Here is a 24,722-nt window from a genome sequence, read left to right on the forward strand (position 1 = left end):
CGCGCCACGGGCCCTCGAGGCGGCCGCGCCGGACGGACCGACCGCCCGGCGACGAACTGTGAACCTGATCTTGCCCGTCGTCATCAGACCGGTCAGACTCTCCACAAATGTCTGTTTCCCCGGCCTCCTACCGCGACGCGTTCGCGGCGACAGAGTTCCGGTGGCTGTGGAGCGCACACCTGCTCTCGGTCGTCGGTGACCAGCTCGCCCGCGTCGCGCTCACGTTGCTGGTGTTCGAGCGGACGGCGTCCGCCGGGCTGGCCGCGCTCACCTACGCGCTGACCTACCTGCCCGATCTCGTCGGCGGCGCCGCGCTGGCCGGGCTCGCCGACCGCTTCTCCCGCCGCGACGTCATGGTGGTCACCGACCTCGCCCGGGCCGCGCTGGTGGCGGTCATGGCCATCCCCGGGGTCCCACTGGCCGGGCAGATGGCGCTGCTGGTCGTGGTGCAGCTGCTGACGGCGCCGTTCTCGGCCGCACGGCAGGCGGCGCTGCCGGACATCCTGAGCGGCGACCGCCTCACCCTGGGCCTCGGCATCTTCTCGATGACATACCAGGTGGCGCTGGTCGTGGGGTTCGGCGCGGGCGCTGCCCTCGTGGCCCAGCTGGGCGTGTCCACGGCGCTGCTGATCAACGCGGCCACGTTCGCGGTGTCGGCGCTGATCATCGCCCGCGGCGTCGGGCCGCACCACCCCGTCGCCCCGGTCACCGACCCCCGCGCCACCGGTGCCGGGCAGTGGGCGACCGTCAGGGCAGGGTGGCGGGTCGTGGCCCGCGACCCGCGGCTGCTCACGCTGCTCGCCATCGCCTGCTGCTCGGGGTTCTACGTCGTGCCCGAAGGTCTCGCGGTGCCGTACGCCGCCGAGCTCGACGCCGGCCCGGGCGCCGTCGGCTGGCTGCTGGTGGCGAACCCCGTCGGCACCGTCATCGGGATGCTGCTGCTGCGCCGGGTCCGGCCGGACCGCCGGCTGGCGCTCGTCGGCCCGCTCGCGGTGGCCAGCAGCCTGGTGCTGGTGCCCACGGGCTGGCTGCCCGGCCTCGCGGTCACGGTCGTGCTGTGGACCCTCAGCGGGGCGTGCTCCGCCCACGACATGGTGGTCCAGGCCACCTACGTCGAGTCCGTCCCCGCGCACCGCCGCGGTCAGGCGGTCGGGCTCGCCATCGCCGCCCTCCGAGCGGCACAGGGTCTGGCCATCGTCGCCGCGGGCGTCCTGGCCCAGCTGCTGTCGCCGTCGACGATCATCCTCGTCGCGGCGGTGCTGGGTGTTCTCGCGGCCGCGGCCGCATGGCATCGGTGGTCACGACTGGCCCCGCCCCGCGCCCATCCACCACCCCAGGGCGAGGCCGATGACATCACTGGCCGGCCATGAACGACCGGCGTCTCCATGTGCTGCTCGGACCTCAGGTCCAGGTGTTGTCGCGCATCGCCGTGCTCCCTCCGCCTCGTCGCCGTCTCACTGCCGCTGCCGGTCACGTCCAGGTGTTGTCGCGCATCGCTCGCTCCTCTCCGTGCGCCCCCGTGCCGTCATGGATCGCCGTCTCTCACGTCCAGGTGTTGTCACGCATGTCCCGCTCCTCTCACTGCGATGGGTCCACGTCCGCTCCGACTCAGGTCCAGGTGTTGTCGCGCATGGCCGGTCTCCTTCCTCCTCGTTCCGGGTCCGCCTGGTGCGGGTCGGCTCAGGTCCAGGTGTTGTCGCGCATGGCACGTCTCCTTCCGGGTAGCCGTGGTCGTGGTGGCTGCGGCCGGGCCGCTCAGGTCCAGGTGTTGTCGCGCATGGCACGTCTCCTTCCGCGTGGTCGTTGTCTCTGCGGTACCGACGATCACGTCCAGGTGTTGTCGCGCATGAACCTCACCTCCTCGCGGGGCGGGAGGGCAGCTTTCGGCAGCGCGCCGTCGCACATCGCCCGGCCCTCCTTCCAAGGCGTCGCGTTCGCGTCGAGAGTGCGGCAAACGCCCGTATTTGTGCACTCATTGTCGCCGACCCGGCAGCGACAGAACGTCCGGAATTCAGCTACTATGTGCCCACCCCGCATGACCCCGGTGAACTGCGCAGGTGAAAGCGAGTGCACGGCTTGATACGGCGAGCGCGAAACGAGGTCGCGGGCTGGGCGCTCTGGCAGGCGCCGGCACCCGTGCGCATCCTCGTGCTCCTCGCGTGCGCCGTGGGCATCGGAACCAGCATCGGCACCGCGTTCCTGTTCCCCGTCACCGGTACGGACCTCACCCGCTTCGCCGTCCTCGCGGTCTGCGCGGTCATCGCCATCGAGCTCACCCGCCACATCGAGCGGCGCCGGGTCTACGGGCACGCCAGCTCGGTCGCCTACATCGACACCAAGGCGGTCTGGAGCTTCGCCGCGGTCATCGTCCTGCCGCCCGTCTTCGCCACGCTCATGGTGGTCCTGACCTACCTGCACTCGTGGACCCGCGTGCAGCACGAGCGGCCCGGCGGCCTGGTCTACCGGTGGATGTTCTCCGGTGCCACGGTGCTGGTCGGCACCCAGGCGGCGGTCGCCGTGCTGGCGCTCGGCATGCACGACTACCCCGGCGCACCGGCCACGGCGGGCCTCGCCGGCCTCACCGACCTCGGCATCATCGTGCTGGCGGCCACGCTGCGGTGGGCCATCAACGTCGGGCTGATCATGGCCGCCATCGCGCTCAGCAAGCCCAACATCCAGGCCCGCGAGCTGTTCTCGAACTTCGGCGAGCAGATGCTCGAGGCCGGTGCCATGGGGCTCGGGCTGGTCGCGGCGGCCATCGTGGTGGCCAACCCGTTCGTCATGCCGGGCATCGTCATCGCCATGGTGGCGCTGCACCGCGGCATCCTGGTCAACCAGTACCAGCAGGCCTCGCGCACTGACGCCAAGACGGGGCTGTCCACGGCCGGCTGGTGGCACGACTTCGCCGACCAGGCGCTCGTCCGCGCCCGCGACCACGGCACCACGCTGGGCCTGCTCATCGTCGACCTCGACCACTTCAAGCGGCTCAACGACACCTTCGGGCACCCGCACGGCGACCGCGTCCTCAAGGCGGTGGCCGAAGAGCTCATCGCCGAGATCCGCAACGAGGACGCCTGCGGCCGGTGGGGCGGCGAGGAGTTCGTGGTCGTGCTGCCCGACGTCGGCGACCGGCACAACCTGCGCAACGTGGCCGAGCGCATCCGCCGGCGCATCCAGGCCATCGTGGTCGAGCCGCCCTCGCACCTCGCCCAGGCCGGCGACGCCACCGTCACGGCCTCGGTCGGCGGCGCCGTCTTCCCGTCGCCCGCCATCTCCAGTCTCGACGAGCTGCTGCTGGCCGCCGACACCGCGCTCTACGCGGCCAAGAACGCCGGGCGCAACACCGTCCGGCTCAGCGGCGCCGACCTGCCCGCCGGCCCGGCCGTCCCCGACCAGCCGCAGCTGCCGCAGCAGGCCGAGCCTCCGCAAGCCTCGGCCTGACCCCCGCTCGGGCCAGCCGCGCGACTCCGGAATGATGGGCTGATGCGCGCATTCATCGGGGCCGCCACATCGGCCGGCCAGGGCAGCCCGGCGGCCGGCGTCACCGTCGCCGACATCGACAAGGGCGTGGTCACGCCCCTCGACACGTCGGCCCTCGCCGGCGTCGACGACCCCATGTACCTGGCGCTGTCACCCGACTCCCGCGTGCTCTACGCCGTCCACGAGACCGGGGCCGGCGCCGTCAGCGCCTGGCTTCCCGGCGACGACGGCGTCCGCCCGCTCGGTGTGCCACGGTTCACCGGCGGAAACGGCCCCTGCCACCTCTCCGTCCACCCCAGCGGACGCCACCTGCTGACCGCCGACTACGGCTCCGGCTCGCTCAGCGTGCACCCCATCGGGCCCGACGGCGCCCTCGGCGAGGCGACGCACGTCGTCCAGCACGAGGGCAGCGGCCCCGACCCGGACCGCCAGACCGGGCCGCACGCGCACATGATCGTCACCGACCCGGTCCGCGGGCACGTCCTGGCCGCCGACCTCGGCACCGACACCGTCTACCGGTACCGGCTCGACGACGCCACCGGCCGGCTGTCGCTCGACGACGAGATCCGGCTCGCGCCGGGTTCCGGGCCCCGGCATCTCGTGCTGCGCGAGCCGTACGCCTATGTCGTCACCGAGCTCGCGTCGACGGTGACCGTCCTGGACCTGGCGACGGCGACGGTGCTCGCCGACGTCGCCACCCACACCGACCCGGACCGTGGCCCCAGCTACCCGTCGGCCATCCGGCAGAGTCCCGACGGCCGGTTCCTCTACGTCGCCAACCGGGTCGTCGACGACATCGCCGTGCTGTCCGTCGACGGGCCGGACGTCGCGCTGGTGGCCACCGTCCCCTGCGGCGGCGCGCACCCGCGCGACCTCGAGCTCGACCCTGACGGCCGCTACCTCTACGTGGCCAACCAGTTCTCCGACCAGCTGGTCTCGTTCCGCATCGACCAGCAGACCGGCCTGCCGGAGCCGACCGGCCAGGTGCTCAGCACGCCGAGCCCGTCGCACATCCTGTTCGGCTGAGCATTCGGCTGAGCGTCAGCGCCCCGAGCGCTGCCACCGGGGCCGCTGCCGCGCCGGGCGGTCGCGGACGGTGTCGTGCGCGGTGGCCGGGCGGTGCGCCCGGCCGGGCGAGAGCCGGCCCAGCCGCCGCCGGCGCCCGGCCGCGGCGATCTCGGCGTCGTGCGCCACGTGCGGCTCCGGCACCAGGGGCGGTGTCTCGCCGGTGATGGGCGGGTCGGGCTCGAGGCCGGTGATGTGCCGGGGCCGGGCGATGAGGAACATCGCGGCGACGGCGAGCACGGACATGCCCAGCATGACCCCCGCCATCGGCACGGCCGACCCGGTGCCGAACGCGCCGACCAGAGGTGCGCTGACCGCGCCGACCACGAAGTTCATGGCGCCGAGCAGCGCCGCCGCGGTGCCGGCGGACCGGCTGTGCCCGGCCAGTGCGAGCACCGGGATGTTCGGCATGGTGAAGCCGACCGAGGTCAGGATGACGAACAGCGGGACGGCGATGCCGTAGATGCCCAGCGCCCCGGTGGCCGCGAACACCAGCATGAGCGCGGCCGCCGACGACGCGACGACCAGCGCTCCGGCCACGATCCACTGCGGCCGGACCCGCCGGACCAGCCGCGCGTTCAACTGCGTGGCGATGATCAGGCCGAGCGAGTTGAGACCGAACAGGATGCCGTAGCCCTGCTCGGAGAGCCCGAAGACGTCCTGGAACACGAACGACGAGCCGGCGATGTAGCCGAACAGCGCCGCCATCATCAGTCCGCCGGTGAGCATGAGGCCGACGAAGCTGCGCTCGCGCAGGATCGAGCCGTAGGTGCGGACGGTGTCGGCGACGCCACCGGAGCGGCGGCGGTCCTCGGGCAGCGTCTCCTTGAGCCCGAACACGACGACGCCGACCAGCCCGAGGCCCAGGGCGGCGAGGACCCAGAAGACGCCGCGCCAGTCGGTGAATTGCAGCACCTGGCCGCCCAGCGTCGGCGCGAGCACCGGCGCGACGCCGGTGACCAGCATGAGCCTCGAGAGGAGCTGGACCGCGGGGAGGCCGGTGTAGAGGTCGCGGACCACGGCCATCGAGACGACGGCGCCGGCCGCCGCGGCCATGCCCTGCAGGACGCGGAAGACGCCGAGCACCTCGATGGTGGGTGCGACGGCGCACAGCAGCGACGCCACGACGTGCAGCAGGGTGGCGGCGATGAGCGGACGCCGCCGGCCCACGGCGTCGGACCAGGGGCCGAGGATGAGCTGGCCGACGGCGAAGCCGAGCAGCGTGCCGGTGAGCGTCAGCTGGACCTGCGCCTCGGTGGCGCCGAGGTCGCCGGCGATGTCCGGGAACGCGGGCAGGTAGAGGTCGATGGTCAGCGGGCCGAGTGCGGTGAGCGCGCCGAGCACGAGGACCCGGCGGATCATCCTGCTGCGGGACAGGCCGGTGTCGCCGTCGGCGTCCGGCACGGCGCGAGTGCGCGCAGGCAAGGGCAACCTCTTCCAGAGGTGGTGCAGAGTGGGTGGGCTGGCGCCCGCGACGGCTGCGGCGCGGATACAGCATCAACAACTGTGCCAGACGCCCCTGACATTCCGACAGGGCATTTCCATGTGACGAGCCGCACCGGTCCCGCCGGCGACACCCTCAGCGCAGCAGCGGGGCGACGGCCTTCCAGCCGGGGTCGGGGCGTGTCTGCAGGGCGGCGGTGCCGTGGGTCCAGAGCGGCAGCACCGCGTCGACGCCGGCGGGGTCGACCTCGAGGCCGTCGACGTAGAAGTGCGCGACGATCTGGCCGCCGCCGGTGACCCGGCCGATGTGGATGACCCGCGGGCCCTCGCCGCCGAGCTCGGCCAGCACGCGCTTCACCACCTCGTCGGCGTCGTCGAGAACGGCGGTCTGTTGCGGCTGGCCGTCCGGGCCGGCCGGGTAGTCGAGGACGACGGCGACGTGAGTGTCGGCGAGCGGGCGCTCCACGCGGTCGAGCGGGCGGCGCACCAGCGCGACGACGGGGCCCTTGCGGCCGGCGCCACGCAGCGTCGCCCAGGTCTCGCCGGACGGGCGCAGCTGGGCGACCACCGTCCCCAGCATGGACACCGGGATGGCGTCGATGGGGGTGTCGGCGGAGACCTCGACCTCGCCGATCCAGCGCTCGGCCTCGTCCTCGCCGAGCGCGGCGTCGAGGCCGTGGAACGCGACGGAGAGCCGGTGCTCCTTGTCGAGCAGCGGGAACAGCGGGTGGTGGATGACGACGTCGAGCACCCCGTGCTGCCCGTCGACCCGGGTGCCGGCGACCAGCTCGCGCAGCTCGATGTCGTAGTCGTCGACCTTCATGACCACGGAGTCGAACAGCGCCGGGTCGGCCCGCCGCACCGGCGCGAACTCGACGTCGGGGTCGTCGGGGGCGGCCAGCGCCCACCGCTCCGTCAGGCCGCGCAGCTCCGCCTTGCCGCCGCTGGACACCACCAGCGTGAACCGCTTCGCCGAGCTCGGCGAGACCTCCCAGTTGAGCGACGGGTCGATGGCCGCCACCGGTGGGCGCAGCAGCTCGATGAGGTCGTCGGACCGCTTCTCCTCGTACGCCGCGAGGACGTCGTCGCGGCGCTCGGACCACCACGCCCAGAACCGGGCGATCGCGGGCCGGGGGTCGTCGGTCCCCCTGGTCTTGCGGCGGAAGATCGCCATCTGAGCTCGTCTCTCGGGCGGCGGCTGTGAACGCTCTCGGCGATCACGGGTCGAGAGGAGCATCATAAGAGCCCGCGGGCGGCCCGGGGTCCTCCGAACCAGGTGAGGTCGCGTCGGCCATGATGTCGGACCATGGAGTTCGCCGACGTCGTCACCCGCCGCCGCATGGTCCGCAACTACTCCGACGAGCCGGTCGACCCGGCCGCCGTCGACCGCATCCTCACCGCCGCGCTGCACGCGCCGAGCGCCGGTTTCAGCCAGGGCTGGGCGTTCCTGCGGCTCGACACGCCCGCCGACGTCGCGCGCTTCTGGGCCGCCTCGACCCCGCCCGGCGAGGGCACCGACTCGTGGTCCGCCGGGCTGCGCCGGGCGCCGGTGCTCATCGTGCCGCTGTCGTCGAAGGCCGCCTACCTCGACCGGTACGCCGAGCCGGACAAGGGCTGGACCGACCGCGACGAGTCGCGCTGGCCGGCGCCGTACTGGGACATCGACACCGGCATGGCCAGCCTGCTCATGCTCCTCACCGTCGTCGACGAAGGGCTGGGGGCGTGCTTCTTCGGCATCCCGCCCGAGCGGGTGGGCGGCTTCCGAGCCGAGTTCGGCGTGCCCGAGGACCACAAGCCGATCGGCGTCATCAGCATCGGCCACCGCGCCGAGGACCGGAAGTCGCCGTCACTGCGCCGCGGCCGCCGCGACCTCGACGCCGTCGTGCACCGCGGCCACTGGTGAGCGCCTGAACGACGGGGTCAGCAGCGCCCTGCGAGGGCGCCGTAGGTGGCCGCCAGCCCGTCCCAGTCCGGCTCCAGGGCCGCGACGTCGCCGCCGTCGAGGTGCACCGTGAGCGCGTCGAGCATGGTGTGCCAGCCGGTGCAGTAGTGGACGGCGGGCTCGGGGCGCAGCGGCCGGTGCAGCAGCACGAGCAGGGTGCCGCCGTCGTGCGGGCTGAGCTCCCAACGCACCGTCGACTCCGGCTCGCCCGGCCACCGCCAGGTGTGCTCGAGGGCGACCAGGGGCTCGACCGCCAGGACGACGCCGTCGGCCACGCCCTCGTCGCCGAAGTCGTAGCGGACCGCGCCGCCGACGACGGCCTCGATGCGCACGCCCGGGACCCACACGTCCTGCTGCTCGGGATCGACCAGCGACTGCCAGACTCGGTCGGGGCCGTGCGCGAGCCGGCGCTCGAACCGCACCTGCCAGGCGCCGTCCGCGCCGACCCCGAGGGTGCCGCGGCGGTCGTCCGCGGGCGGCGGACCGTCGGGAGTCGTCATGGGGTGTCCTTCCATCGGTGGTCCAGGTGCGTCTCGAAGGCGTCGAGCCGGGCGGCCCAGGTGTCGCGGGTGCGCTCGAGCCAGTGGTCGACCTCGGCGAGACCCGTGGGCCGCAGCCGGTAGAGCCGGCGCTGCCCGTCGCCGCGCCAGTCGACCAGGCCGGCCTCGCGCAGCACCCTCAGGTGCCGCGAGACGGCCGGGCGGCTGACGTCGAACTCGGCCGCCAGCTCGCCCGCGGTGGACTCGCGCAGCGTCACCAGCTCGAGCAGCCGGCGACGCGTGGGGTCGGCGAGGGCCTCGAACACGTCCGCGGTCACGCTCTATTCGTAACGCACGTGTTACGTAACCGTCAAGTTACGCTCTCGGCCCTCAGCCCTCGCGCATGGGGATGCGCACGTCGCGCTCGTCGGCGACCTCGGCCGCGTGGTCGTAGCCGGCGTCGACGTGGCGGAGGACGCCCATGGCGGGGTCGTTGGACAGCACGCGGGCGATCTTCTCCGCGGCCAGCGGGGTGCCGTCGGCGACGGTGACCTGGCCGGCGTGGATGGACCGGCCCATGCCGACGCCGCCGCCGTGGTGGATGGACACCCAGGTCGCGCCCGACGCGGTGTTGACCAGCGCGTTCAGCAGCGGCCAGTCGGCGATGGCGTCGGAGCCGTCGGCCATGGCCTCGGTCTCGCGGTAGGGCGACGCGACGGAGCCGGCGTCGAGGTGGTCGCGGCCGATGACCAGCGGCGCGGACACCTCGCCCGACGCCACCAGCTCGTTGAACCGCAGCCCGGCCACGTCGCGCTCGCCGTAGCCGAGCCAGCTGATCCGCGCCGGCAGCCCCTGGAAGTGGACCTTCTGGCCGGCCATGCGGATCCACCGCTCCAGCGGCTCGTTGCCGGGGAACAGGTCGAGGACGGCGCGGTCGGTGGCGGCGATGTCGGCGGGGTCGCCGGACAGCGCGGCCCACCGGAACGGGCCCTTGCCCTCGCAGAACAGCGGCCGGATGTAGGCGGGGACGAAGCCGGGGAACGCGAACGCACGCTCGTACCCCGCCAGTTGCGCCTCGCCGCGGATGGAGTTGCCGTAGTCGAACACCTCGGCGCCGGCGTCCATGAACCCGACCATGGCCTCCACATGCCGAGCCATGGACTCGCGCGCCCGCGTGGTGAAGCCGTCCGGGTCCTTGGCCCGCTCACTCGCCCAGTCCTCGAACGCCACCCCGACCGGCAGGTACGCCAGCGGATCGTGGGCCGACGTCTGGTCGGTGACGATGTCGATCTCGGCCCCGCGGCGCAGCAGGTCGGGCACCACCTGCGCGGCGTTGCCCAGCACGCCGACCGACAGCGCGCGCCGGTCGCGGCGGGCCTCGCCGGCCAGCCGCAGCGCGTCGTCGACCGACGCCGCATGGACGTCGAGGTAGCCGTGCTCGATGCGCCGGGTGATGCGCGACGGGTCGCACTCGACCACCAGCGCGACCCCGCCGTTCATGGTGACGGCCAGCGGCTGCGCGCCGCCCATGCCGCCGAGCCCGGCGGTGAGCGTGACGGTGCCGGCCAGCGACCCGCCGAACCGCTTGGCCGCGACGGCGGCGAACGTCTCGTAGGTGCCCTGCAGGATCCCCTGGGTGCCGATGTAGATCCAGGAGCCCGCGGTCATCTGCCCGTACATGGTCAGCCCGAGCGCCTCGAGCCGGCGGAACTCGTCCCACGTGGCCCAGTCGCCGACCAGGTTGGAGTTGGCGATCAGCACCCGCGGCGCCCACTCGTGCGTCCGCAGCACGCCGACCGGGCGCCCGGACTGCACCAGCATGGTCTCGTCGCCGCGCAGCGTGGTGAGCGTGCGCACCAGCGCGTCGAACGACGGCCAGTCGCGGGCGGCCTTGCCGGTGCCGCCGTAGACGACCAGCTCGTCGGGGTGCTCGGCCACCTCGGGGTCGAGGTTGTTCTGCAGCATCCGCAGCGCGGCCTCCTGCGGCCAGCCCTGTGCGGTGAGCTGCGTTCCGCGCGGGGCGCGGACGGGTCGGGGTCCGGACGTCATCGGCAGCACCTCCGCCGGAAATCCTTTCACGTTCGCGCCGTCGTACCGGAGGATGGCGTCCCATGCGCCTCGGACTGCACCTGATGGACTTCACCTGGCCCGGCGGACCGTCGGCCCTCGCGCCGACCCTCGACCGCATCCTGCGCGACGCCGAGGCGGCCGGCCTGCACAGCTTCTGGCCCATGGACCACTTCTTCCAGATCGGCGTCGTCGGGCCGCCCGAGCAGCCGATGCCCGAGGTCTACGCGACGCTCGCGTGGGCCGCCGCCCGGACCACGAACCTGCAACTCGGCGCGCTGGTCACGGGCGTGCACTACCGGCACCCCGGCGTGCTGGTGAAGTCGGTGACGACGCTGGACGTGCTGTCCGGCGGCCGCGCGTGGCTGGGCATCGGCGCCGGCTGGAACGAGGAGGAGTCGCGCGGCCTCGGCATCCCGTTCCCGCCGCTGGCCGAGCGGTTCGAACGGCTCGACGAGACGCTGCAGATCGCGCGGCGGATGTTCGACGGCGACAGCTCACCGTTCGAAGGGAGGCACTACACGCTGGAGCGCCCGCTCAACGAGCCCTCACCGGTCCGCCGCCCGCCCGTCATGGTCGGCGGCTCCGGTGAGCAGAAGACGATGCGGCTGGTGGCGAAATACGCCGACGCCTGCAACCTCTTCGAGTGGCGGCAGGAGCCCGAGGGGCTGAAGCGCAAGCTCGACGTGCTGCGGCGGCGCTGCGACGAGGTGGGCCGGCCCTACGACGACGTCGTGCGGACGACGACCGGGCGGCTGCGCGACCTCGACCTCGACGCCGCCCGGCGCCGGCTCGACCAGCTGGCGGAGTGGGGCGTGGACCTGGCGCTGCTCACGCCCCCGTCCCCGCTTCCCGACGGCGTCTTCGAGTACGTCGCCGAGCTGGTCCGGCACGCCGCGCCGCTGGGCCGCCCGTCGCCCGCGTTGCTCGGCTGAGCCGGCCCTACCGGAGGTCGCCGACGGCGTCCGCTGCGGCCCGGGTGACCGCGCCCGAGCGGACCAGGCCGAGGACCGCGTCGATCTCCGGGGCGAGGTGGCGGTCCGGGCCGGGCCCCGAGACCTGCCGGCGGATGAGGTCGCGGACGGCGCCGGTGCCCACGGCTGGGGCCAACGGCGAGCGCAGGTCCAGCGCCCGGGCCGCCGTCAGCAGCTCGACCGCCAGCACGCGGCCGACGCCGTCGACGGCGCGGCGCAGCTTGCGGGCCGCCGCCCAGCCCATGGAGACGTGGTCCTCCTGCATGGCGCTGGAGGGGATGGAGTCGACGGACGCCGGGACGGCCAGCCGCTTCAGCTCCGACACGATGGCGGCCTGCGTGTACTGCGCGATCATGTGCCCGGAGTCGACGCCCGGGTCGTCGGCGAGGAACGGCGGCAGCCCGGCGTTGCGGGCGACGTCGAGGAAGCGGTCGGTGCGCCGCTCGCTGATCGAGGCGAGGTCGGCGGCCGCGATGGCCAGGAAGTCGAGCACGTAGGCCACCGGTGCCCCGTGGAAGTTGCCGTTGGACTCCACCCGCCCGTCCGGGGTGACGACGGGGTTGTCGACGGCGGCCGCCAACTCGCGCCCGGCGACCAGCGCCGCGTGGTCGGCGGTGTCGCGCACGGCGCCGTGCACCTGCGGCGAGCAGCGCAGCGAGTAGGCGTCCTGCACCCGGGTGCAGTCGGGACCGCGGTGGCTCTCGACGACGGCGGACCCGGCCAGCAGCGCGCGCAGGTTGGCCGCGGACTCGCGCTGGCCCGGGTGCGGCCGCAGCGCCTGCAGGTCGTCGGCGAACACCCGGTCGGTGCCGAGCAGCGCCTCGACGCTCATGGCGGCGGCGACGTCGGCGACTCGCAGCAGCCCGGCGAGGTCGTGCAGCGCCAGCACCAGCATGCCGAGCATGCCGTCGGTGCCGTTGATGAGCGCCAGCCCCTCCTTCTCGGCCAGCTGGACCGGCTCGATGCCGGCCACAGCGAGCGCCGTCGCCGCCTCGACCAGCGCGCCGGACCCGTCGCGCACCGGCCCCTCGCCCATGAGCGCCAGCGCGCAGTGCGCCAGCGGGGCGAGGTCGCCGGAGCAGCCGAGGCTGCCGTACTCGTGCACGACCGGCGTGATGCCCGCGTCGAGCAGCCGCGCGTACGCCGTCGCCGTCGTCAGCCGGACCCCGGTGCGCCCGGTCGCGAGCGTCGACAGCCGCAGCAACATGAGCGCGCGGACCACCTCGCGCTCGACCTCGGGGCCGGACCCGGCCGCGTGGCTGCGGATGAGGCTGCGCTGCAGCTGCGCCCGCTTCGCCGGGGGGATGTGCTTGGTGGCCAGCGCGCCGAACCCGGTGGAGACGCCGTAGTACGGCAGGTCGGCGACGGCCAGCTTCTCGATGACCTCGCGGCTGCGCGCCACCGCGGCCCGCGCGTCGTCGGCCAGCCCGACGCCGGCGCCGTCGCGCGCCACCGCCACGACCTCGTCGAAGGACACCGGGCCGGTGCCCACCAGGACCTGCTGCTGCATGCTCATCCGGTCATTGTGTGCCACCCGGCTCAGACACCGCCGAAGCGGCGCTCCAGCAGGCCGTTGAGGAGCCCGGCCGCGGTGGCGGCGTCATCGACGGTGACGACGGTGCGCACGCCGTCGGTGCGCTCGACCAGCAGCGCCTCGCCGCCGCGCAGGACGTAGCCGCGGGTGCCCCGCAGCGGTCCCATGGCCGAGAGGCGGTAGCCGTAGCCGCCGAAGTCGCGGACCGGCCGGACGGTGACGGTGCCGGCCCGCTCGATGCGGTCGAGCGAGGTGTGCATGCGCGGCCAGCCGAACCGGCCGCGGACGGTCAGCCCGCGCTGGTCGACGGTGACGGTGACGGAGAACAGCGCCGCGGCCAGCACCGCCATGACGCCGCTCAGGCCCAGCACCCACCACTGCCGGCCGACGACGGCGACGACCGCGGTGACGCCGACCCCGGCCACCAGGACGAGCGCCGGGAGGCTGCCGTGCGCCACCGACCGGGTCCACACCACCCGCTCGTCCGCGCCGACGGCCAGCCGCGGCGCGTCGGCCGACAGGTGTCCGCTCGGGGCGTTGGCGTGCCAGCGCGGCACCAGCAGGGCCGCCAGCACGGCCACCACCACGCCCACGGCGGCCGCGGCCAGCACGGCCGTCCCCTCGAGCGGCGCGTCGGTGGCGTCGGCGAGCCCGCGCTGCGGCTCGGTGAGCCCGACGACCAGCGCCGTCACGAACGCCGTCGTGCCGGCCGTGGTGGCGGCGACGGCGCGGCTGACGGTGCCATCGGCCCGGACCGCGAGCACCAGCGCCAGCCCGAGGACGGCGAACGCGGCCGCGAACCCGGCGATCAACCAGGGCACGACGGAGACGCGGCTGAAGCCGTCGGCCGTCCCGTCGAGGCCCCAGTGCGTGGCCACCCGGGCCGGCAGGTCGTCCTGCCAGCTCCGCACCACGACGACGCCCACGGCGCCGGCCACGAGCGGCAGCCCCGCGGCTGCCACCAGGGCCCGGGCCAGGACGCCCCGGGTCGGTCCCACCCTGTGTTCGGTCATGAGTACTCCTTCCGGATCAGGTCCGTGAGCTCGTCGGCGCTCAGCCCCAGCCGGCGTGCCTCGGCGGTGACGTCGGCCAGCGCGTGGCGCAGCCGGGCCAGCCCGTCGGCGCCGGCCGGCGTGACCACCGCCCCGCGGCCGCGGCGCAGCTCGACCAGCCCCTCGTCGCGCAGCCGCTGGTAGCCGTGCAGGACGGTGTGGACGTTGAGGCCCAGCGACTCGGCCAGCTCGCGCGCGCTGGGCAGCCGCTCCCCCGCGGCCAGCTCGCCGCGCGCGATGGCGCCCCGGACCGCTCCGGCCAGTTGGGCGAAGAGCGGCTCCGGCGACGCGGGGTCGAGTCGGATGAGCATGCTTCGATTGTATTGTTCTAGTTCTAATAGAACAACTTGAGGCGCAGTCGCGTGCGGTACGGTCGGCCTCATGCCGGAGCTGCCCGCGCCTCCCGTGGCGAAGAAGGTCCCCGCCGAGCGCGCCGTCCACGCGGACACCGTCGCCGACCCCTACGCCTGGCTGAAGGACCGCGACGACCCCGACACCGTCGCCTACCTCGAGGCCGAGAACGCCTACACCGAGGCGGCGTCGGCGCACACGAAGGCGCTGCAGGGCGAGATCTTCGACGAGATCAAGAGCCGCACGCTCGAGACCGACCTCTCGGTGCCCGTGCGCCACCACGGCTGGTGGTACTACACCCGTACGCTCGAGGGCAGCCAGTACCCGGTCCACTGCCGCTCGCGCACCGAGCCGGCCCTGCCCGCGGACCCGGCCGAGGACGTCGTCCCGCCCGCCGACGAGCAGGTGCTGCTCGACCAGAACGAGCTGGCCGGCGAGTCCCCGTACTTCGCGCTCGGCACGTTCGACGTCAGCCCCGACGGCCGGCTGCTCGCCTACTCCACCGACTACGACGGCGGCGAGAAGTACACGCTGCGCTTCAAGGATCTCGAGACCGGCGCGACGCTGTCCGACGAGGTGCCCGGCACGTACTACGGCTCGGCGTGGTCGGCCGACGGCGGCGCGCTCTTCTACACGACGGTCGACGCCGCCATGCGGCCGTACCGCGTCTGGCGGCACCTGCTCGGCACCGAGGCCGCGGCCGACGTCATCGTGCACGAGGAGACCGACGAGCGGTTCTTCGCCGGCGTCGGGCTCACCCGCAGCGAGCAGTACATCGTCATCGAGCTGGGCAGCCAGATCACCAGCGAGACGTGGGTGCTGCCGTCCGCCGACCCGCAGGGCGAGTTCCGCGTCGTCCAGCCGCGCGAGCAGGGCGTCGAGTACTCCGTCGACCACACCGGCGACGCCTTCTACATCGTGCACAACTCCGGCGCCGTCGACTTCGAGCTGGTCGTCGCCCCGGCCGACTCGCCTGGACGCGAGAACTGGCGGCCGGTGCTGCCGCACCGGCTCGGCGTCCGGGTCACCGGCGTCGACGCGTTCGCGGGGCACCTGGTGGTCTCGATGCGCCGCGAGGGCCGCACCGAGCTGCACGTCCTGCCGCTGGCCGACGGTGCCGTCGCGGGTCCGGGGCGCGACATCGAGTTCGCCGAGCCGGTCCGCACGGTCCGGCCGGGCAGCAACCCCGAGTTCGACACCACGACGTTCCGGCTCGGTTACGCGTCGCTCACCACGCCGAGCTCGGTCTACGACTACGACGTCGCCGGCGGCGAGCTGACGCTGCGCAAGCGCCAGCCCGTGCTCGGCGGGGTCGACCTCGGCGCCTACGAGTCGGTGCGCGAGTGGGCCACCGCCGACGACGGCACCCGCATCCCGATCTCGCTGGTCAGGCGGCGCGACACCCCGCGCGACGGCAGCGCCCCGTGCGTGCTCTACGGCTACGGCGCCTACGAGGCGTCCATGGACCCGTGGTTCTCGATCGCCCGGCTCTCGCTGCTCGACCGCGGCTACGTGTTCGCCATCGCGCACGTCCGCGGCGGCGGCGAGCTGGGCCGGCGCTGGTACGAGGACGGCAAGCTGCTGCACAAGCGCAACACCTTCACCGACTTCGTGGCCTGCGGCGAGCACCTGGTCGCGGCCGACTGGACGTCGAAGGACCGGCTGGCCGGACGGGGCGGCAGCGCCGGCGGGCTGCTCATCGGCGCCGTCGCCAACCTGGCCGTCGACACGTTCGCCACGCTGGTCGGCGAAGTGCCGTTCGTCGACGCCCTCAACACGATCCTCGACCCCACCATGCCGCTCACGGTCGTCGAGTGGGAGGAGTGGGGCAACCCGGTCGACTCCGCCGAGGTCTACGCCTACATGAAGTCCTACTCGCCGTACGAGAACGTCTCGGCGCGGGCGTATCCCGCCATCCTGGCGACGGCCGGCCTGAACGACCCCCGGGTCGGCTACCACGAGCCGGCGAAGTGGGTCGCCCGGCTCCGCGCGACCGCCACCGGCGACCGTCCGCTGCTGCTCAAGACCGAGATGGGGGCCGGCCACGGCGGGCCGTCGGGCCGCTACGACGCCTGGCGCGACGAGGCCTTCACGCTGGCGTTCATCATCGACACCACGTCCCCGCGAACCTAGCCGCCGTCGCAGGTCAACCGGACATTCGTCGCGTACCTCGCGTTCATGACCTGCGAGGATGCCCCCGCATAGCCCTCTGCTGATCGGGTAACCGCCACACATCGGCGAATCCCAGGGAGGGACCATGAAGGGCAAGTTGATCCTTCTGGCCGGCGCCGCGGTCGGGTACGTGCTCGGCACTCGCGCCGGACGGCAGCGCTACGAGGAGATCAAGGGGCGCGCTGACGCGTTGTGGCACGACCCCAAGGTCCAGCAGAAGGTCTCCGACGCCCAGGAGGCCGTGAAGGCCCGGGCCCCGGAGATCCAGGAGAAGCTCACCGACGCCGCCGGCCGCGCCACCGACAAGGTCAAGTCGACCGTGCAGCGGCACGACACCGACGACGTCACGGAGGTGGGGACCCATGGCCGCAACGGACACTACCCGCAGCCAGGATGACCGCTCCGTCGGCGAGCTCGTCAAGCAGTTCTCGGAGCAGACGTCGCACCTGATCCGCGACGAGATGCGGCTGGCCCAGGCAGAGATGTCGCAGAAGGCCAAGCACGCCGGCATCGGGGCCGGGCTCTACGGCGGCGCCGGGCTGCTGGCGTTCTTCGGGGTCGGATCCCTGGTGACGGCCTCCATCGCGGCGCTGTCGCTGACCGACCTCGAGGTGTGGGCCGCGGCGCTCATCGTCGCCGCCGCGCTGTTCGTGCTGGCCGGCATCGTGGCCATGATCGGCCGCGGTGAGACCAAGCAGGCGTCGCCCACGCCGGAGCGCACCGTCGAGAACGTGAAACGCGACGTCGAGGAGCTGAAGGAGAGCAGGCACTGATGGCCACCACGACGAAGAACACCATGAAGAAGGCCGAGCCCGCGAAGGGCGCCAAGCCGGAAGAGATCGAGAAGCACATCGAGCGCACCCGGGCCGACCTCGGCGACACCGTCGAGGCGCTCTCGCACAAGCTCGACGTGCGCAGCCAGGCGCAGGAGAAGCTGACCGCCGTCCGCGACAAGGCCGGCGCCGTGGCCACGGCGATCAAGGTGCTGGCGATGAAGCCGGTGACGATGATCGCGGCCGGCGCGACGGTGGTGGCGGCGGGCGTCGCGGGCACCGTCGCCTGGAAGCGCCGCCACTAGGGGGCGACGGGCCATGGCGACGGAGACACGGGGCCGGCACTCGTCGGCCGGATCGCAGCCGGAGGATCGGCCGCACCCGGACGACGAGCGCAAGCCGGACGCACCCACCCAGCTGACGAAGCCGTCGTGGGGTTATGTCGCCCGGCGGACCGTCCGCGAGTTCCTGCACGACGAGTGCCCGGACCAGGCAGCGGCGCTGACCTACTACGCCATGCTGTCGCTGTTCCCGGCGCTGGTCGCGCTGGCCTCGATCCCGGCCCTCGTCGGCCAGGACAGCCAGCAGACCACCGACCGGCTGGTCCAGCTCGTCCAGGACATCGCGCCGTCGCTGGTCACGTCCGACATCGAAGGCCCGATCAACCAACTCACCAATGCTCCGGGCGCCGGCCTAGCGCTGGTCATCGGTCTGCTGGCCGCGCTGTGGTCGGCGTCCGGCTACGTCGACGCGTTCGGCCGGGCGATGAACCGCATCTACGACGTCGACGAGGGCCGGCCGTTCTGGAAGCTGCGCCCGCAGATGCTCGGCATCACGCTGCTGACCATGCTGCTGGTCATCGCGGCCGCCGTCATGCTGGTGGTCAGCGGTCCGGTGGCGCGCGCCGTCGGCGACACCATCGGCCTGGGCAGCACCGCGGTCACGGTGTGGAACATCGCCAAGTGGCCGGTGCTCGTGCTGGTCGTCGTCATGATCGTGGCGATCCTCTACTGGGGCACGCCGAACGTCCGCCAGCCGAAGCTGCGCTGGATCAGCATGGGCGCGGTCATCGCGATCGTCGTGTGGGCGCTCGGCTCGGCCGCGTTCGGGCTCTACGTGTCCAACTTCGGCAGCTACAACAAGACCTACGGGTCGCTGGCCGGGATCATCGTGTTCCTGCTGTGGCTCTGGCTGACCAACCTGGCGCTGCTCTTCGGCGCCGAGTTCGACGCCGAGACCGAGCGGGCGCGGCAGCTGCAGGCGGGCATGCCGGCCGAGGAGTCGATCCAGCTGCCGCCGCGCGACACCCGCAAGATCGAGAAGGACGCCGAGAAGCAGGCGCAACTGGTGCGCCGCGGCCGGCGGCTGCGCCGCTCGCGGGGCGACAGCACCGAGCTGCCGGAGGAACGCGGCTGACGACCCGTCGTCAGAGGACCCTCGCCCGGGCGGTGCCGGCGCGGGTCTCGAGCCGGCGGGCCAGGCGGTCGAGCAGCCGGGCGGCCAGCTCGAGCCGACGGCTGCGGCGGGCGTTGCGGGCGATGACGCCGGCGGCGGCCTCGCGCTGCAGCTCGTCGGCGCGGACCCGGTGCAGGGTGTCGGCGTAGGGCTCGAAGCTCATGGCGGCCTCCTCTCAGTCGAGTCGTGGTCGTGGACGGATGCGGGCTCAGGTGGTGCGGCGCAGCCGGACGCCGCCGCTGACGGTGCTGACCGACAGCAGCAGGGTGCGGTCGGACTCGGCCGGGGCGTCGGCGCTGTCGAGCTCGGAGCGGATGGACCCGGAGATCGAGGACACGTCGAGGTGGGCGGCCGTGCCCGCGACGATGCCGACGGAGACCTCGCCGCTGGCGCTGCGGGCGCGCAGGTCGCCCTCGACCGCGCGGTGGACGGTGATGTCGCCGGAGGCCGTCTTCAGCTCGACCCGGCCATCGACGGTGTGCACCCGCACGTCGCCGGACGCGGCGGAGACTCGGCCGTCGCCCAGCGGCTGCTCGACCTCGATGCCACCGGAGCCGGACTCGAGGTCGACGCTGCCGCCGGCCGCGCCGAGCCGGATCTCGCCGGACCCGGTGCGGATGCCGGCGGCGGCGCACTCGTTGACGTAGACGTCGCCGCTGCCGGTGGTGAGGCGCACGTCGTCGCAGGTGTCGACGGAGAGGTCGCCGGACCCGCACTTCCCGTCGACCGCGCCGAACCGGCCGTCGAGCCGGACGTCGCCGGACCCGGCCTGGACGTCGGCGGTGCTGCCGGACGGGACGGTGACGGTGATGTCGACGCAGTGGGAGCGGCCGAGGAACGACGTGCTGCGCGGCACCTCGATGCGCAGCTCGCCGGAGCGGAAGTCGACCAGCGTGCGCTGGGCGAGGTCGTCGCCGTCGCGCCCGGCCGGCCGCAGCTCGACGAGGATCTCGGTGGTGTCGGCGGCGGTGACGACGACGTCGCCGGAGCGCTGCTCGACGGTCAGGGCGATGGGCCCGTCGGCGGTGAAGGTGTGCTGGACGATGTCGGACACGGGTGTCTCCCTGTGCGATCGGTGGTCGGTGGTCAGCGGACCCAGCCGGACAGGTTGCGCCCGGCGCTGACGCGGCTGGACGGCCGGGCCGGTTCGAAGGTCTGCAGAACGGCCCGGATCAGCCAGGCGTTCACGGACATCCCCTCGGCGGCGGCAGCCTCCTCGACCCGCACCTTGAGCGTCTCGGGCAGCCGCAGCGAGACGCGCGACGTGCCTTCGTCCTCGGGCGGCATGGGCGGGACCGGCGGCGTGGGCGGTTGCGGCGGCCGGGGCGGGGTGGGGACGGTCTCGGTGGCGACCATCTGGGGGTCGCCCCCGCGCAGCCGGACCTCGACGACGATGCCGTCGAGCTGGGTGGTGACCTCGGCCGCCGCGTCGCCCAGAGCCTCCAGCAGCGTCAGCCGCAGCGAGGGCTCGACGGCGTACGACAGCCGGTTCGCGGCGTCGCGGACGTCGTCGGCGGCGGCCTGCCCGGCCGCGGCCAGCGAGCCGCGGAGGGCTTCGACGTACTGGGTGAGCTCCATGACGCCATCATGGCGTCATTGTGGCGTCACGTCAAGCGTCACGATGGCGCACGCCTGACAGCAGGCTGCGCCACGTGACGCCAGAGCTGGCGTCACGTGGCGTCAGACGAGGTTCAGGAGCCGCGCTTGACCGAGGCGAGCAGCAGCTGGGCGACGTCGAGGACCTCGACGCCGTCGCCGCGGCCCTGCGCCTGGGCCTCGGTGAGGCCGTCGGAGAGCATGACGCGGCAGAACGGGCAGCCGACGGCGATGGCCTCGGCGCCCGTGTCGAGGGCCTCGGCGGTGCGGGCGCTGTTGACCCGGGTGCCGATGCGCTCCTCCATCCACATGCGCGCCCCGCCGGCGCCGCAGCAGAAGGAGTTCTGCTGGTTGCGCGGCATCTCGCGCAGCTCGACCCCGGGCAGGGCGCCGACCAGCTCGCGCGGCGGGCTGTAGACCTGGTTGTGCCGGCCGAGGTAGCAGGGGTCGTGGTAGGTGACCGGGCGGCCGGCGACGGTCTCGGGGTCGGTGGGCGCGACGGGGGTCAGCTTCCCCTCGCGGACGAGCCGGTTGAGCAGCTGGGTGTGGTGCACGACCTCGAGCTCGAGGCCGAGCTGGGCGTACTCGTTCTTGATGGTGTTGAAGCAGTGGGCGCAGCTGGAGACGACGCGCACGGCCTTGGACTCGCGGAGCACGTCGATGTTCTGCGCGGCGAGCTGCTGGTAGAGGAACTCGTTGCCCGAGCGCCGGGCGGGGTCGCCGGTGCAGGTCTCGCCGTCGCCCAGGACGGCGAAGGACACCCCGGCGGTGTGCAGCAGCTCCGCGACGGCCTGGGTGGTCTTCTTCGCGCGGTCCTCGAACGCGCCGGCGCAGCCGACCCAGAACAGCCAGTCCACCTCCTCCAGCGAGGAGACCTCGACGCCGACCCGCTGGACCTGGAACGGCAGCGCGTCGGCCCAGTCCAGCCGCTTGGAGGCGTTGACGCCCCACGGGTTGCCGGCCTTCTCGAGGTTCTTGAACAGCCCGTTCAGCTCGCTCGGGAACTCGGACTCGATGAGCGTCTGGTAGCGGCGCAGGTCGAGGATGTGGTCGACGTGCTCGATGTCGACCGGGCACTGCTCCACGCAGGCGCCGCAGGTGGTGCACGACCACAGCACGTCGGGGTCGATGACCCCGCCGGCGTCGACCGGGCCGACCAGCGGCCGCTCGGCCTCGGCCCGCGCCTCGGCGGGCGCGGTGTCGGCATCGAGCAGGTAGGGCGCCTTGGCGTAGGCGTGGTCGCGCAGGGCCGTGACGAACAGCTTCGGCGACAGCGGCTTCTCGGTGTTCCAGGCCGGGCACTGCGACTGGCACCGCCCGCACTCGGTGCAGGTGGAGAAGTCGAGCAGGCCCTTCCAGGAGAAGTCCTCGACCTTGCCCACCCCGAACGCGGCGTCCTCGTCGAGGTCGTCGAGCGCCTCGAAGTCGACCGGCTCGCCGTCGACCGTCAGCGGCTTCGCCGCGCCCAGCGCCGGGCCGCCGTCGGACTCGCGCTTGAACCAGATGTTGAAGAACGCCAGCCCGCGGTGCCAGGCCACGCCCATGGTGAGGTTCCACGCGATGACCGTGAAGAACGCCCACGACACGATGATCTTCACCGCCGCGACCACGTGGATGGCGAGCTCGACGTCACCGGTGCTGACACCGTCGAACCACGAGCCGATGAACGCCGTCAGCGGGAAGTGCAGCACATCGCCGTCACCGTAGAGGCGGTACTCCAGCCCCCGCAGCGCCAAGATGCTCAGCGCGATGGTCGCGATGGTGAACTCGACGTAGTAGGCCTGCCAGAAGTTCGACCCGAAGAACCGCGAGCGCCGGCCCAGCCGCCGCGGGTGCGACTTCTGCCGGATGACCGTCAGCACGACGATGCCGATGAGCGTCGCCCACGTGATGAGCTCAGTGCCCCACTCGAACACGACCCAGTGCCCGATGAGCGGCAGCGCGAAGTGCGCGTCGAACAGCTGCCCGTACGCCGTCACCAGCGTGAAGAACAGCGCGAAGAACCCGACCATGACGAACCAGTGCGCGGCCGCGACCACCGGCCGCTTCGCCATCTTCGTGTGGCCCAGGAACTCGCGGACCAGCGTGCGGGTGCGGCCCGACGGGTTCAGCTTGCGGCCGGGCGCGGGGCCGCCCAGGCGGATCACCCGCACCATCCGCACGACGGCGTCGGTGAACACGACAAGCGCCAGCACCGTCACCCCGAGAGCGGCGACTACGGCGACGTACTGCATGCGGGCTCGGCCTCCTTGCCGATGGAACAGGTCTCGCGGCTCATATTACCCGCGAGTAACCCACTAGGCGCTCTCGATGTGCGTCCGGTGGAAGCTCAGGTACGAACGGCTGGGCGTCGGGCCACGTTGCCCCTGGTAACGCGAGCCGTGCCGCTGCGAGCCGTAGGGCTCCTCGGCCGGCGACGACAGCTGGAAGAAGCAGAGCTGCCCGATCTTCATGCCCGGCCAGAGCTTGATCGGCAGCGTGGCCACGTTGGACAGCTCGAGCGTGACGTGGCCGGTGAAGCCGGGATCGATGAACCCGGCGGTGGAGTGCGTCAGCAGCCCCAGCCGGCCCAGGCTGGACTTGCCCTCGAGCCGCGCCGCGACGTCGTCGCCCAGCGTCACCGTCTCGTACGTCGAGGCCAGCACGAACTCGCCCGGGTGCAGCACGAACGGCTCGCCGCCGTGCGGCTCGACCATGCGGGTGAGGTCGGGCTGCTCCTCGGCCGGGTCGATGTGCGGGTACCGGTGGTTCTCGAACACGCGGAAGTACCGGTCGAGCCGGACGTCGATGCTCGACGGTTGGATCATCTCCGGGTCGAACGGGTCGAGCGCGACCCGCTTCGACTCGACGGCGGCCCGGATGTCGCGGTCGGAGAGCAGCATGTGGGGACACTACCGAACGTGCTCAGCCGTCCGGAGCCTGACGGCGGTAGGCCAGCGGTGCGCGCCATCCGTACTTGACCGCGAGCGCCCGCAGCGCGAACGTCAGGACGCTGGCCGCAACCCCCGTCCACACCGCCAGCGCATCGAACCGCCAGAGCACCGCCGTCGCCGCCGCGCCGACCACCGCGGGCAGCGCGTAGATGTCGTCGTAGCGGAACAGCGACGGCACCTCGCGCGCCACGACGTCGCGGAGCAGGCCGCCGCCGACCGCCGTCGTCACGCCCAGCAGCACGGCCGACACCGCCGGGACATCCGCGGCCAGCGCCTTCACCGTCCCCGTCACGCAGAACAGCCCGAGCCCGGCGGCGTCGAACAGCAGCAGCGTGCGCCGGAACCGCGGCACGTGCGGGTAGTACAGGTAGACCACGCCGGCGCCGAGCACGACGGGCAGCAGGTACACCGGGTGCTCGAAGGCCGCGGGCCGCACGTTGATGATCACGTCGCGGACCACGCCGCCGCCCAGGCCGGTCAGCCCGGCCAGGAAGGTGCTCGCCACGATGTCGAACCCCTTGCGCGCCGCCAGCAGCGCGCCGGTGACCGCGAAGAAGAAGACGCCGACGAGGTCCAGCACGAGCTGGGTGCGCTCCGGGAAGATCTCCACCGGAACAGCATCGACCCTGCGACCCACGAGGTGGGGTCACAGGGCCGATGCGTCGTGTCGCGCGTCGCGTGGCGGCTCAGAGGCTGTGCGCGTCGATGTCGCCGAGAGCGGTGGTCGCCCGGATCTCCAGCTCGGCCGCGCCCTCGTTCCGCAGCGAGTTGCGGACCCGCCCGAGGGTGGTGCCGGCGTCCAGCGAGGCGGACACGCCGGCGGCCGCGCCGACCGACACGTCGCCGGCCTGGGTGCGCAGCACGAGGGTGCCGCGCACGGCCTCGGCGATGCGGATGTCGCCCTTGGCGGTGCTGACCTCGGCGGAGCCGTTGAGGCGGCCCACGGTGACGTCACCGGCCTGGACGGTGAGGTGGGCGCTCTCGGCCTCGTCGACCTTGAGGTCACCGGCCGCGACCTCGAGGGTGACGTCGCCGAACCGCCCGACGCCGCGCAGGTCGCCCGCGGCCGCCTTGGCCTCGACCCGCGAGCCGGCGGGTAGCTGGACGGTCACCTCGACGGAGCCGGAGCTGCCGAGGATCCGGTGCTTCGCCTCGGCCGCGACGCGCAGGACTCCGTCGGCGTACTCGATCGTGGTCTGCTCGGCCAGCTCGACGTCGCGGCCCTTCGAGGCGTCGGAGGGCCGGACGTCGACCGTGGTGTCGGCCCGGTCGGCGGCGATGAACTGGACGTGGCCCGCGGGGATGTCGAGGACGGCGGAGATCGGGGCGGGGGTGTCGAAGGTCTGCATGATGCTCAGCTCCTGCGGTGCGTTCCGTTGGTTTCTGACATTGGAAACGCTACGTTG

At 73.0% G+C, this 24,722-nt stretch carries 25 protein-coding genes; 10 read left to right on the forward strand and 15 right to left on the reverse strand.

Annotation, left to right across the window (positions count from 1 at the left end; genetic code table 11):
* Positions 1–107: 107 nt before the first annotated feature.
* From HD601_RS06855 to HD601_RS06865, 3 genes are all read left to right on the forward strand, one after another.
* Positions 108–1,370, forward strand: a complete 1,263-nt coding sequence (locus tag HD601_RS06855) for an MFS transporter (RefSeq protein WP_184820461.1) — start codon at positions 108–110, stop codon at positions 1,368–1,370.
* A gap of 697 nt (positions 1,371–2,067) precedes the next feature.
* The gene (locus tag HD601_RS06860) at positions 2,068–3,441 is read left to right on the forward strand and encodes a GGDEF domain-containing protein (protein ID WP_425503374.1); all 1,374 of its coding nucleotides are present in this window, start codon (positions 2,068–2,070) and stop codon (positions 3,439–3,441) included.
* A 42-nt stretch (positions 3,442–3,483) separates the two neighbouring features.
* Positions 3,484–4,506, forward strand: coding sequence for a lactonase family protein (locus HD601_RS06865; protein WP_184820463.1), 1,023 nt, complete (start codon positions 3,484–3,486; stop codon positions 4,504–4,506).
* A gap of 15 nt (positions 4,507–4,521) precedes the next feature.
* On the opposite strand, the gene HD601_RS06870 is transcribed toward HD601_RS06865, so the two are convergent.
* Together HD601_RS06870 and HD601_RS06875 are read right to left on the reverse strand one after the other, a co-directional pair.
* Positions 4,522–5,970: a multidrug effflux MFS transporter gene (locus HD601_RS06870; protein ID WP_221440637.1), complete on the reverse strand. Its 1,449-nt coding sequence runs from the start codon at positions 5,968–5,970 to the stop codon at positions 4,522–4,524.
* Between the two features lie 154 nt (positions 5,971–6,124).
* Positions 6,125–7,162, reverse strand: coding sequence for a hypothetical protein (locus HD601_RS06875; protein ID WP_184820465.1), 1,038 nt, complete (start codon positions 7,160–7,162; stop codon positions 6,125–6,127).
* Between the two features lie 132 nt (positions 7,163–7,294).
* Between HD601_RS06875 and HD601_RS06880 the strand changes: the two genes are divergently transcribed.
* Positions 7,295–7,891 carry a nitroreductase family protein gene (locus HD601_RS06880; RefSeq protein ID WP_184820467.1) on the forward strand — a complete coding sequence of 199 codons (597 nt, stop codon included), beginning with the start codon at positions 7,295–7,297 and terminating at the stop codon, positions 7,889–7,891.
* 17 nt (positions 7,892–7,908) lie between these two features.
* Here HD601_RS06880 and HD601_RS06885 read toward each other — a convergent pair whose 3' ends face one another.
* The 3 genes from HD601_RS06885 to hutU are packed head-to-tail and all read right to left on the reverse strand — an operon-like array spanning position 7,909 to position 10,458.
* Complete coding sequence (locus tag HD601_RS06885) at positions 7,909–8,430, reverse strand: SRPBCC domain-containing protein (RefSeq protein WP_184820469.1); 522 nt, start codon at positions 8,428–8,430, stop codon at positions 7,909–7,911.
* Positions 8,427–8,747 (reverse strand): metalloregulator ArsR/SmtB family transcription factor, encoded by a 321-nt coding sequence (locus tag HD601_RS06890; RefSeq protein WP_184820471.1) that lies wholly within the window; start codon positions 8,745–8,747, stop codon positions 8,427–8,429. The genes HD601_RS06885 and HD601_RS06890 overlap by 4 nt, the downstream gene beginning before the upstream one ends.
* Positions 8,748–8,799: 52 nt before the next feature.
* On the reverse strand, positions 8,800–10,458 hold the full coding sequence (hutU, locus tag HD601_RS06895) for a urocanate hydratase (RefSeq protein WP_184820472.1): 1,659 nt from the start codon (positions 10,456–10,458) through the stop codon (positions 8,800–8,802).
* A 62-nt stretch (positions 10,459–10,520) separates the two neighbouring features.
* On the opposite strand from hutU, the gene HD601_RS06900 reads away from it, so the two are divergent.
* Positions 10,521–11,411: an LLM class F420-dependent oxidoreductase gene (locus HD601_RS06900; RefSeq protein WP_184820473.1), complete on the forward strand. Its 891-nt coding sequence runs from the start codon at positions 10,521–10,523 to the stop codon at positions 11,409–11,411.
* 7 nt (positions 11,412–11,418) lie between these two features.
* Here the strand turns inward: HD601_RS06900 and hutH are convergent, their stop codons facing one another.
* Genes hutH through HD601_RS06915 form a run of 3 tightly spaced genes read right to left on the reverse strand, consistent with a single transcriptional unit; the run spans position 11,419 to position 14,347 of the window.
* Positions 11,419–12,966, reverse strand: coding sequence for a histidine ammonia-lyase (hutH, locus tag HD601_RS06905; protein WP_184820474.1), 1,548 nt, complete (start codon positions 12,964–12,966; stop codon positions 11,419–11,421).
* Between the two features lie 23 nt (positions 12,967–12,989).
* Positions 12,990–13,997 (reverse strand): DUF1648 domain-containing protein, encoded by a 1,008-nt coding sequence (locus tag HD601_RS06910; RefSeq protein WP_184820475.1) that lies wholly within the window; start codon positions 13,995–13,997, stop codon positions 12,990–12,992.
* A complete protein-coding gene (locus tag HD601_RS06915; protein ID WP_184820476.1) occupies positions 13,994–14,347 on the reverse strand; it encodes a GntR family transcriptional regulator in 354 nt (117 codons plus the stop codon). The genes HD601_RS06910 and HD601_RS06915 overlap by 4 nt, the downstream gene beginning before the upstream one ends.
* 70 nt (positions 14,348–14,417) lie before the next feature.
* Between HD601_RS06915 and HD601_RS06920 the strand changes: the two genes are divergently transcribed.
* The 5 genes from HD601_RS06920 (at position 14,418) to HD601_RS06940 (ending at position 18,748) form a co-directional block, all read left to right on the forward strand.
* A complete protein-coding gene (locus HD601_RS06920) occupies positions 14,418–16,520 on the forward strand; it encodes a S9 family peptidase (protein ID WP_184820477.1) in 2,103 nt (700 codons plus the stop codon).
* Between the two features lie 124 nt (positions 16,521–16,644).
* Positions 16,645–16,956 carry a YtxH domain-containing protein gene (locus tag HD601_RS06925; RefSeq protein ID WP_184820479.1) on the forward strand — a complete coding sequence of 104 codons (312 nt, stop codon included), beginning with the start codon at positions 16,645–16,647 and terminating at the stop codon, positions 16,954–16,956.
* The gene (locus HD601_RS06930; protein ID WP_184820481.1) at positions 16,922–17,332 is read left to right on the forward strand and encodes a phage holin family protein; all 411 of its coding nucleotides are present in this window, start codon (positions 16,922–16,924) and stop codon (positions 17,330–17,332) included. The genes HD601_RS06925 and HD601_RS06930 overlap by 35 nt, the downstream gene beginning before the upstream one ends.
* Positions 17,332–17,637, forward strand: a complete 306-nt coding sequence (locus HD601_RS06935) for a DUF3618 domain-containing protein (protein WP_221440640.1) — start codon at positions 17,332–17,334, stop codon at positions 17,635–17,637. The genes HD601_RS06930 and HD601_RS06935 overlap by 1 nt, the downstream gene beginning before the upstream one ends.
* Positions 17,638–17,650: 13 nt before the next feature.
* On the forward strand, positions 17,651–18,748 hold the full coding sequence (locus tag HD601_RS06940) for a YihY/virulence factor BrkB family protein (RefSeq protein ID WP_184820483.1): 1,098 nt from the start codon (positions 17,651–17,653) through the stop codon (positions 18,746–18,748).
* 10 nt (positions 18,749–18,758) lie between these two features.
* Here HD601_RS06940 and HD601_RS06945 read toward each other — a convergent pair whose 3' ends face one another.
* The 7 genes from HD601_RS06945 to HD601_RS06975 all read right to left on the reverse strand — a co-directional run bounded on the left by HD601_RS06945 (position 18,759) and on the right by HD601_RS06975 (position 24,665).
* Positions 18,759–18,950 carry a hypothetical protein gene (locus tag HD601_RS06945; RefSeq protein ID WP_184820485.1) on the reverse strand — a complete coding sequence of 64 codons (192 nt, stop codon included), beginning with the start codon at positions 18,948–18,950 and terminating at the stop codon, positions 18,759–18,761.
* A gap of 45 nt (positions 18,951–18,995) precedes the next feature.
* Positions 18,996–19,841: a DUF4097 family beta strand repeat-containing protein gene (locus HD601_RS06950; RefSeq protein WP_184820487.1), complete on the reverse strand. Its 846-nt coding sequence runs from the start codon at positions 19,839–19,841 to the stop codon at positions 18,996–18,998.
* A 32-nt stretch (positions 19,842–19,873) separates the two neighbouring features.
* Positions 19,874–20,365 (reverse strand): hypothetical protein, encoded by a 492-nt coding sequence (locus HD601_RS06955; protein ID WP_184820489.1) that lies wholly within the window; start codon positions 20,363–20,365, stop codon positions 19,874–19,876.
* Between the two features lie 113 nt (positions 20,366–20,478).
* On the reverse strand, positions 20,479–22,617 hold the full coding sequence (locus HD601_RS06960) for a (Fe-S)-binding protein (protein ID WP_184820491.1): 2,139 nt from the start codon (positions 22,615–22,617) through the stop codon (positions 20,479–20,481).
* A gap of 63 nt (positions 22,618–22,680) precedes the next feature.
* On the reverse strand, positions 22,681–23,265 hold the full coding sequence (gene dcd, locus HD601_RS06965; protein WP_184820493.1) for a dCTP deaminase: 585 nt from the start codon (positions 23,263–23,265) through the stop codon (positions 22,681–22,683).
* A gap of 22 nt (positions 23,266–23,287) precedes the next feature.
* The gene (locus HD601_RS06970) at positions 23,288–23,926 is read right to left on the reverse strand and encodes a TRIC cation channel family protein (protein WP_221440642.1); all 639 of its coding nucleotides are present in this window, start codon (positions 23,924–23,926) and stop codon (positions 23,288–23,290) included.
* Between the two features lie 76 nt (positions 23,927–24,002).
* Positions 24,003–24,665, reverse strand: a complete 663-nt coding sequence (locus HD601_RS06975; RefSeq protein ID WP_184820495.1) for a DUF4097 family beta strand repeat-containing protein — start codon at positions 24,663–24,665, stop codon at positions 24,003–24,005.
* Positions 24,666–24,722 lie beyond the last annotated feature (57 nt).

This window comes from Jiangella mangrovi (assembly GCF_014204975.1).
Taxonomy (GTDB): Bacteria; Actinomycetota; Actinomycetes; order Jiangellales; family Jiangellaceae; genus Jiangella; species Jiangella mangrovi.

Bases quoted from the DNA above. Each gene is read 5' to 3' on its own strand.
- HD601_RS06855 (WP_184820461.1), top strand. From the start codon at position 108: ATGTCTGTTTCCCCGGCCTCCTACCGCGACGCGTTCGCGGCGACAGAG.
- HD601_RS06865 (WP_184820463.1), top strand. From the start codon at position 3,484: ATGCGCGCATTCATCGGGGCCGCCACATCGGCCGGCCAGGGCAGCCCG.
- HD601_RS06875 (WP_184820465.1), bottom strand. From the start codon at position 7,162: ATGGCGATCTTCCGCCGCAAGACCAGGGGGACCGACGACCCCCGGCCC.
- HD601_RS06880 (WP_184820467.1), top strand. From the start codon at position 7,295: ATGGAGTTCGCCGACGTCGTCACCCGCCGCCGCATGGTCCGCAACTAC.
- HD601_RS06885 (WP_184820469.1), bottom strand. From the start codon at position 8,430: ATGACGACTCCCGACGGTCCGCCGCCCGCGGACGACCGCCGCGGCACC.
- hutU (WP_184820472.1), bottom strand. From the start codon at position 10,458: ATGACGTCCGGACCCCGACCCGTCCGCGCCCCGCGCGGAACGCAGCTC.
- HD601_RS06900 (WP_184820473.1), top strand. From the start codon at position 10,521: ATGCGCCTCGGACTGCACCTGATGGACTTCACCTGGCCCGGCGGACCG.
- hutH (WP_184820474.1), bottom strand. From the start codon at position 12,966: ATGAGCATGCAGCAGCAGGTCCTGGTGGGCACCGGCCCGGTGTCCTTC.
- HD601_RS06910 (WP_184820475.1), bottom strand. From the start codon at position 13,997: ATGACCGAACACAGGGTGGGACCGACCCGGGGCGTCCTGGCCCGGGCC.
- HD601_RS06915 (WP_184820476.1), bottom strand. From the start codon at position 14,347: ATGCTCATCCGACTCGACCCCGCGTCGCCGGAGCCGCTCTTCGCCCAA.
- HD601_RS06920 (WP_184820477.1), top strand. From the start codon at position 14,418: ATGCCGGAGCTGCCCGCGCCTCCCGTGGCGAAGAAGGTCCCCGCCGAG.
- HD601_RS06925 (WP_184820479.1), top strand. From the start codon at position 16,645: ATGAAGGGCAAGTTGATCCTTCTGGCCGGCGCCGCGGTCGGGTACGTG.
- HD601_RS06930 (WP_184820481.1), top strand. From the start codon at position 16,922: ATGGCCGCAACGGACACTACCCGCAGCCAGGATGACCGCTCCGTCGGC.
- HD601_RS06935 (WP_221440640.1), top strand. From the start codon at position 17,332: ATGGCCACCACGACGAAGAACACCATGAAGAAGGCCGAGCCCGCGAAG.
- HD601_RS06940 (WP_184820483.1), top strand. From the start codon at position 17,651: ATGGCGACGGAGACACGGGGCCGGCACTCGTCGGCCGGATCGCAGCCG.
- HD601_RS06945 (WP_184820485.1), bottom strand. From the start codon at position 18,950: ATGAGCTTCGAGCCCTACGCCGACACCCTGCACCGGGTCCGCGCCGAC.
- HD601_RS06955 (WP_184820489.1), bottom strand. From the start codon at position 20,365: ATGGAGCTCACCCAGTACGTCGAAGCCCTCCGCGGCTCGCTGGCCGCG.
- HD601_RS06960 (WP_184820491.1), bottom strand. From the start codon at position 22,617: ATGCAGTACGTCGCCGTAGTCGCCGCTCTCGGGGTGACGGTGCTGGCG.
- dcd (WP_184820493.1), bottom strand. From the start codon at position 23,265: ATGCTGCTCTCCGACCGCGACATCCGGGCCGCCGTCGAGTCGAAGCGG.
- HD601_RS06975 (WP_184820495.1), bottom strand. From the start codon at position 24,665: ATGCAGACCTTCGACACCCCCGCCCCGATCTCCGCCGTCCTCGACATC.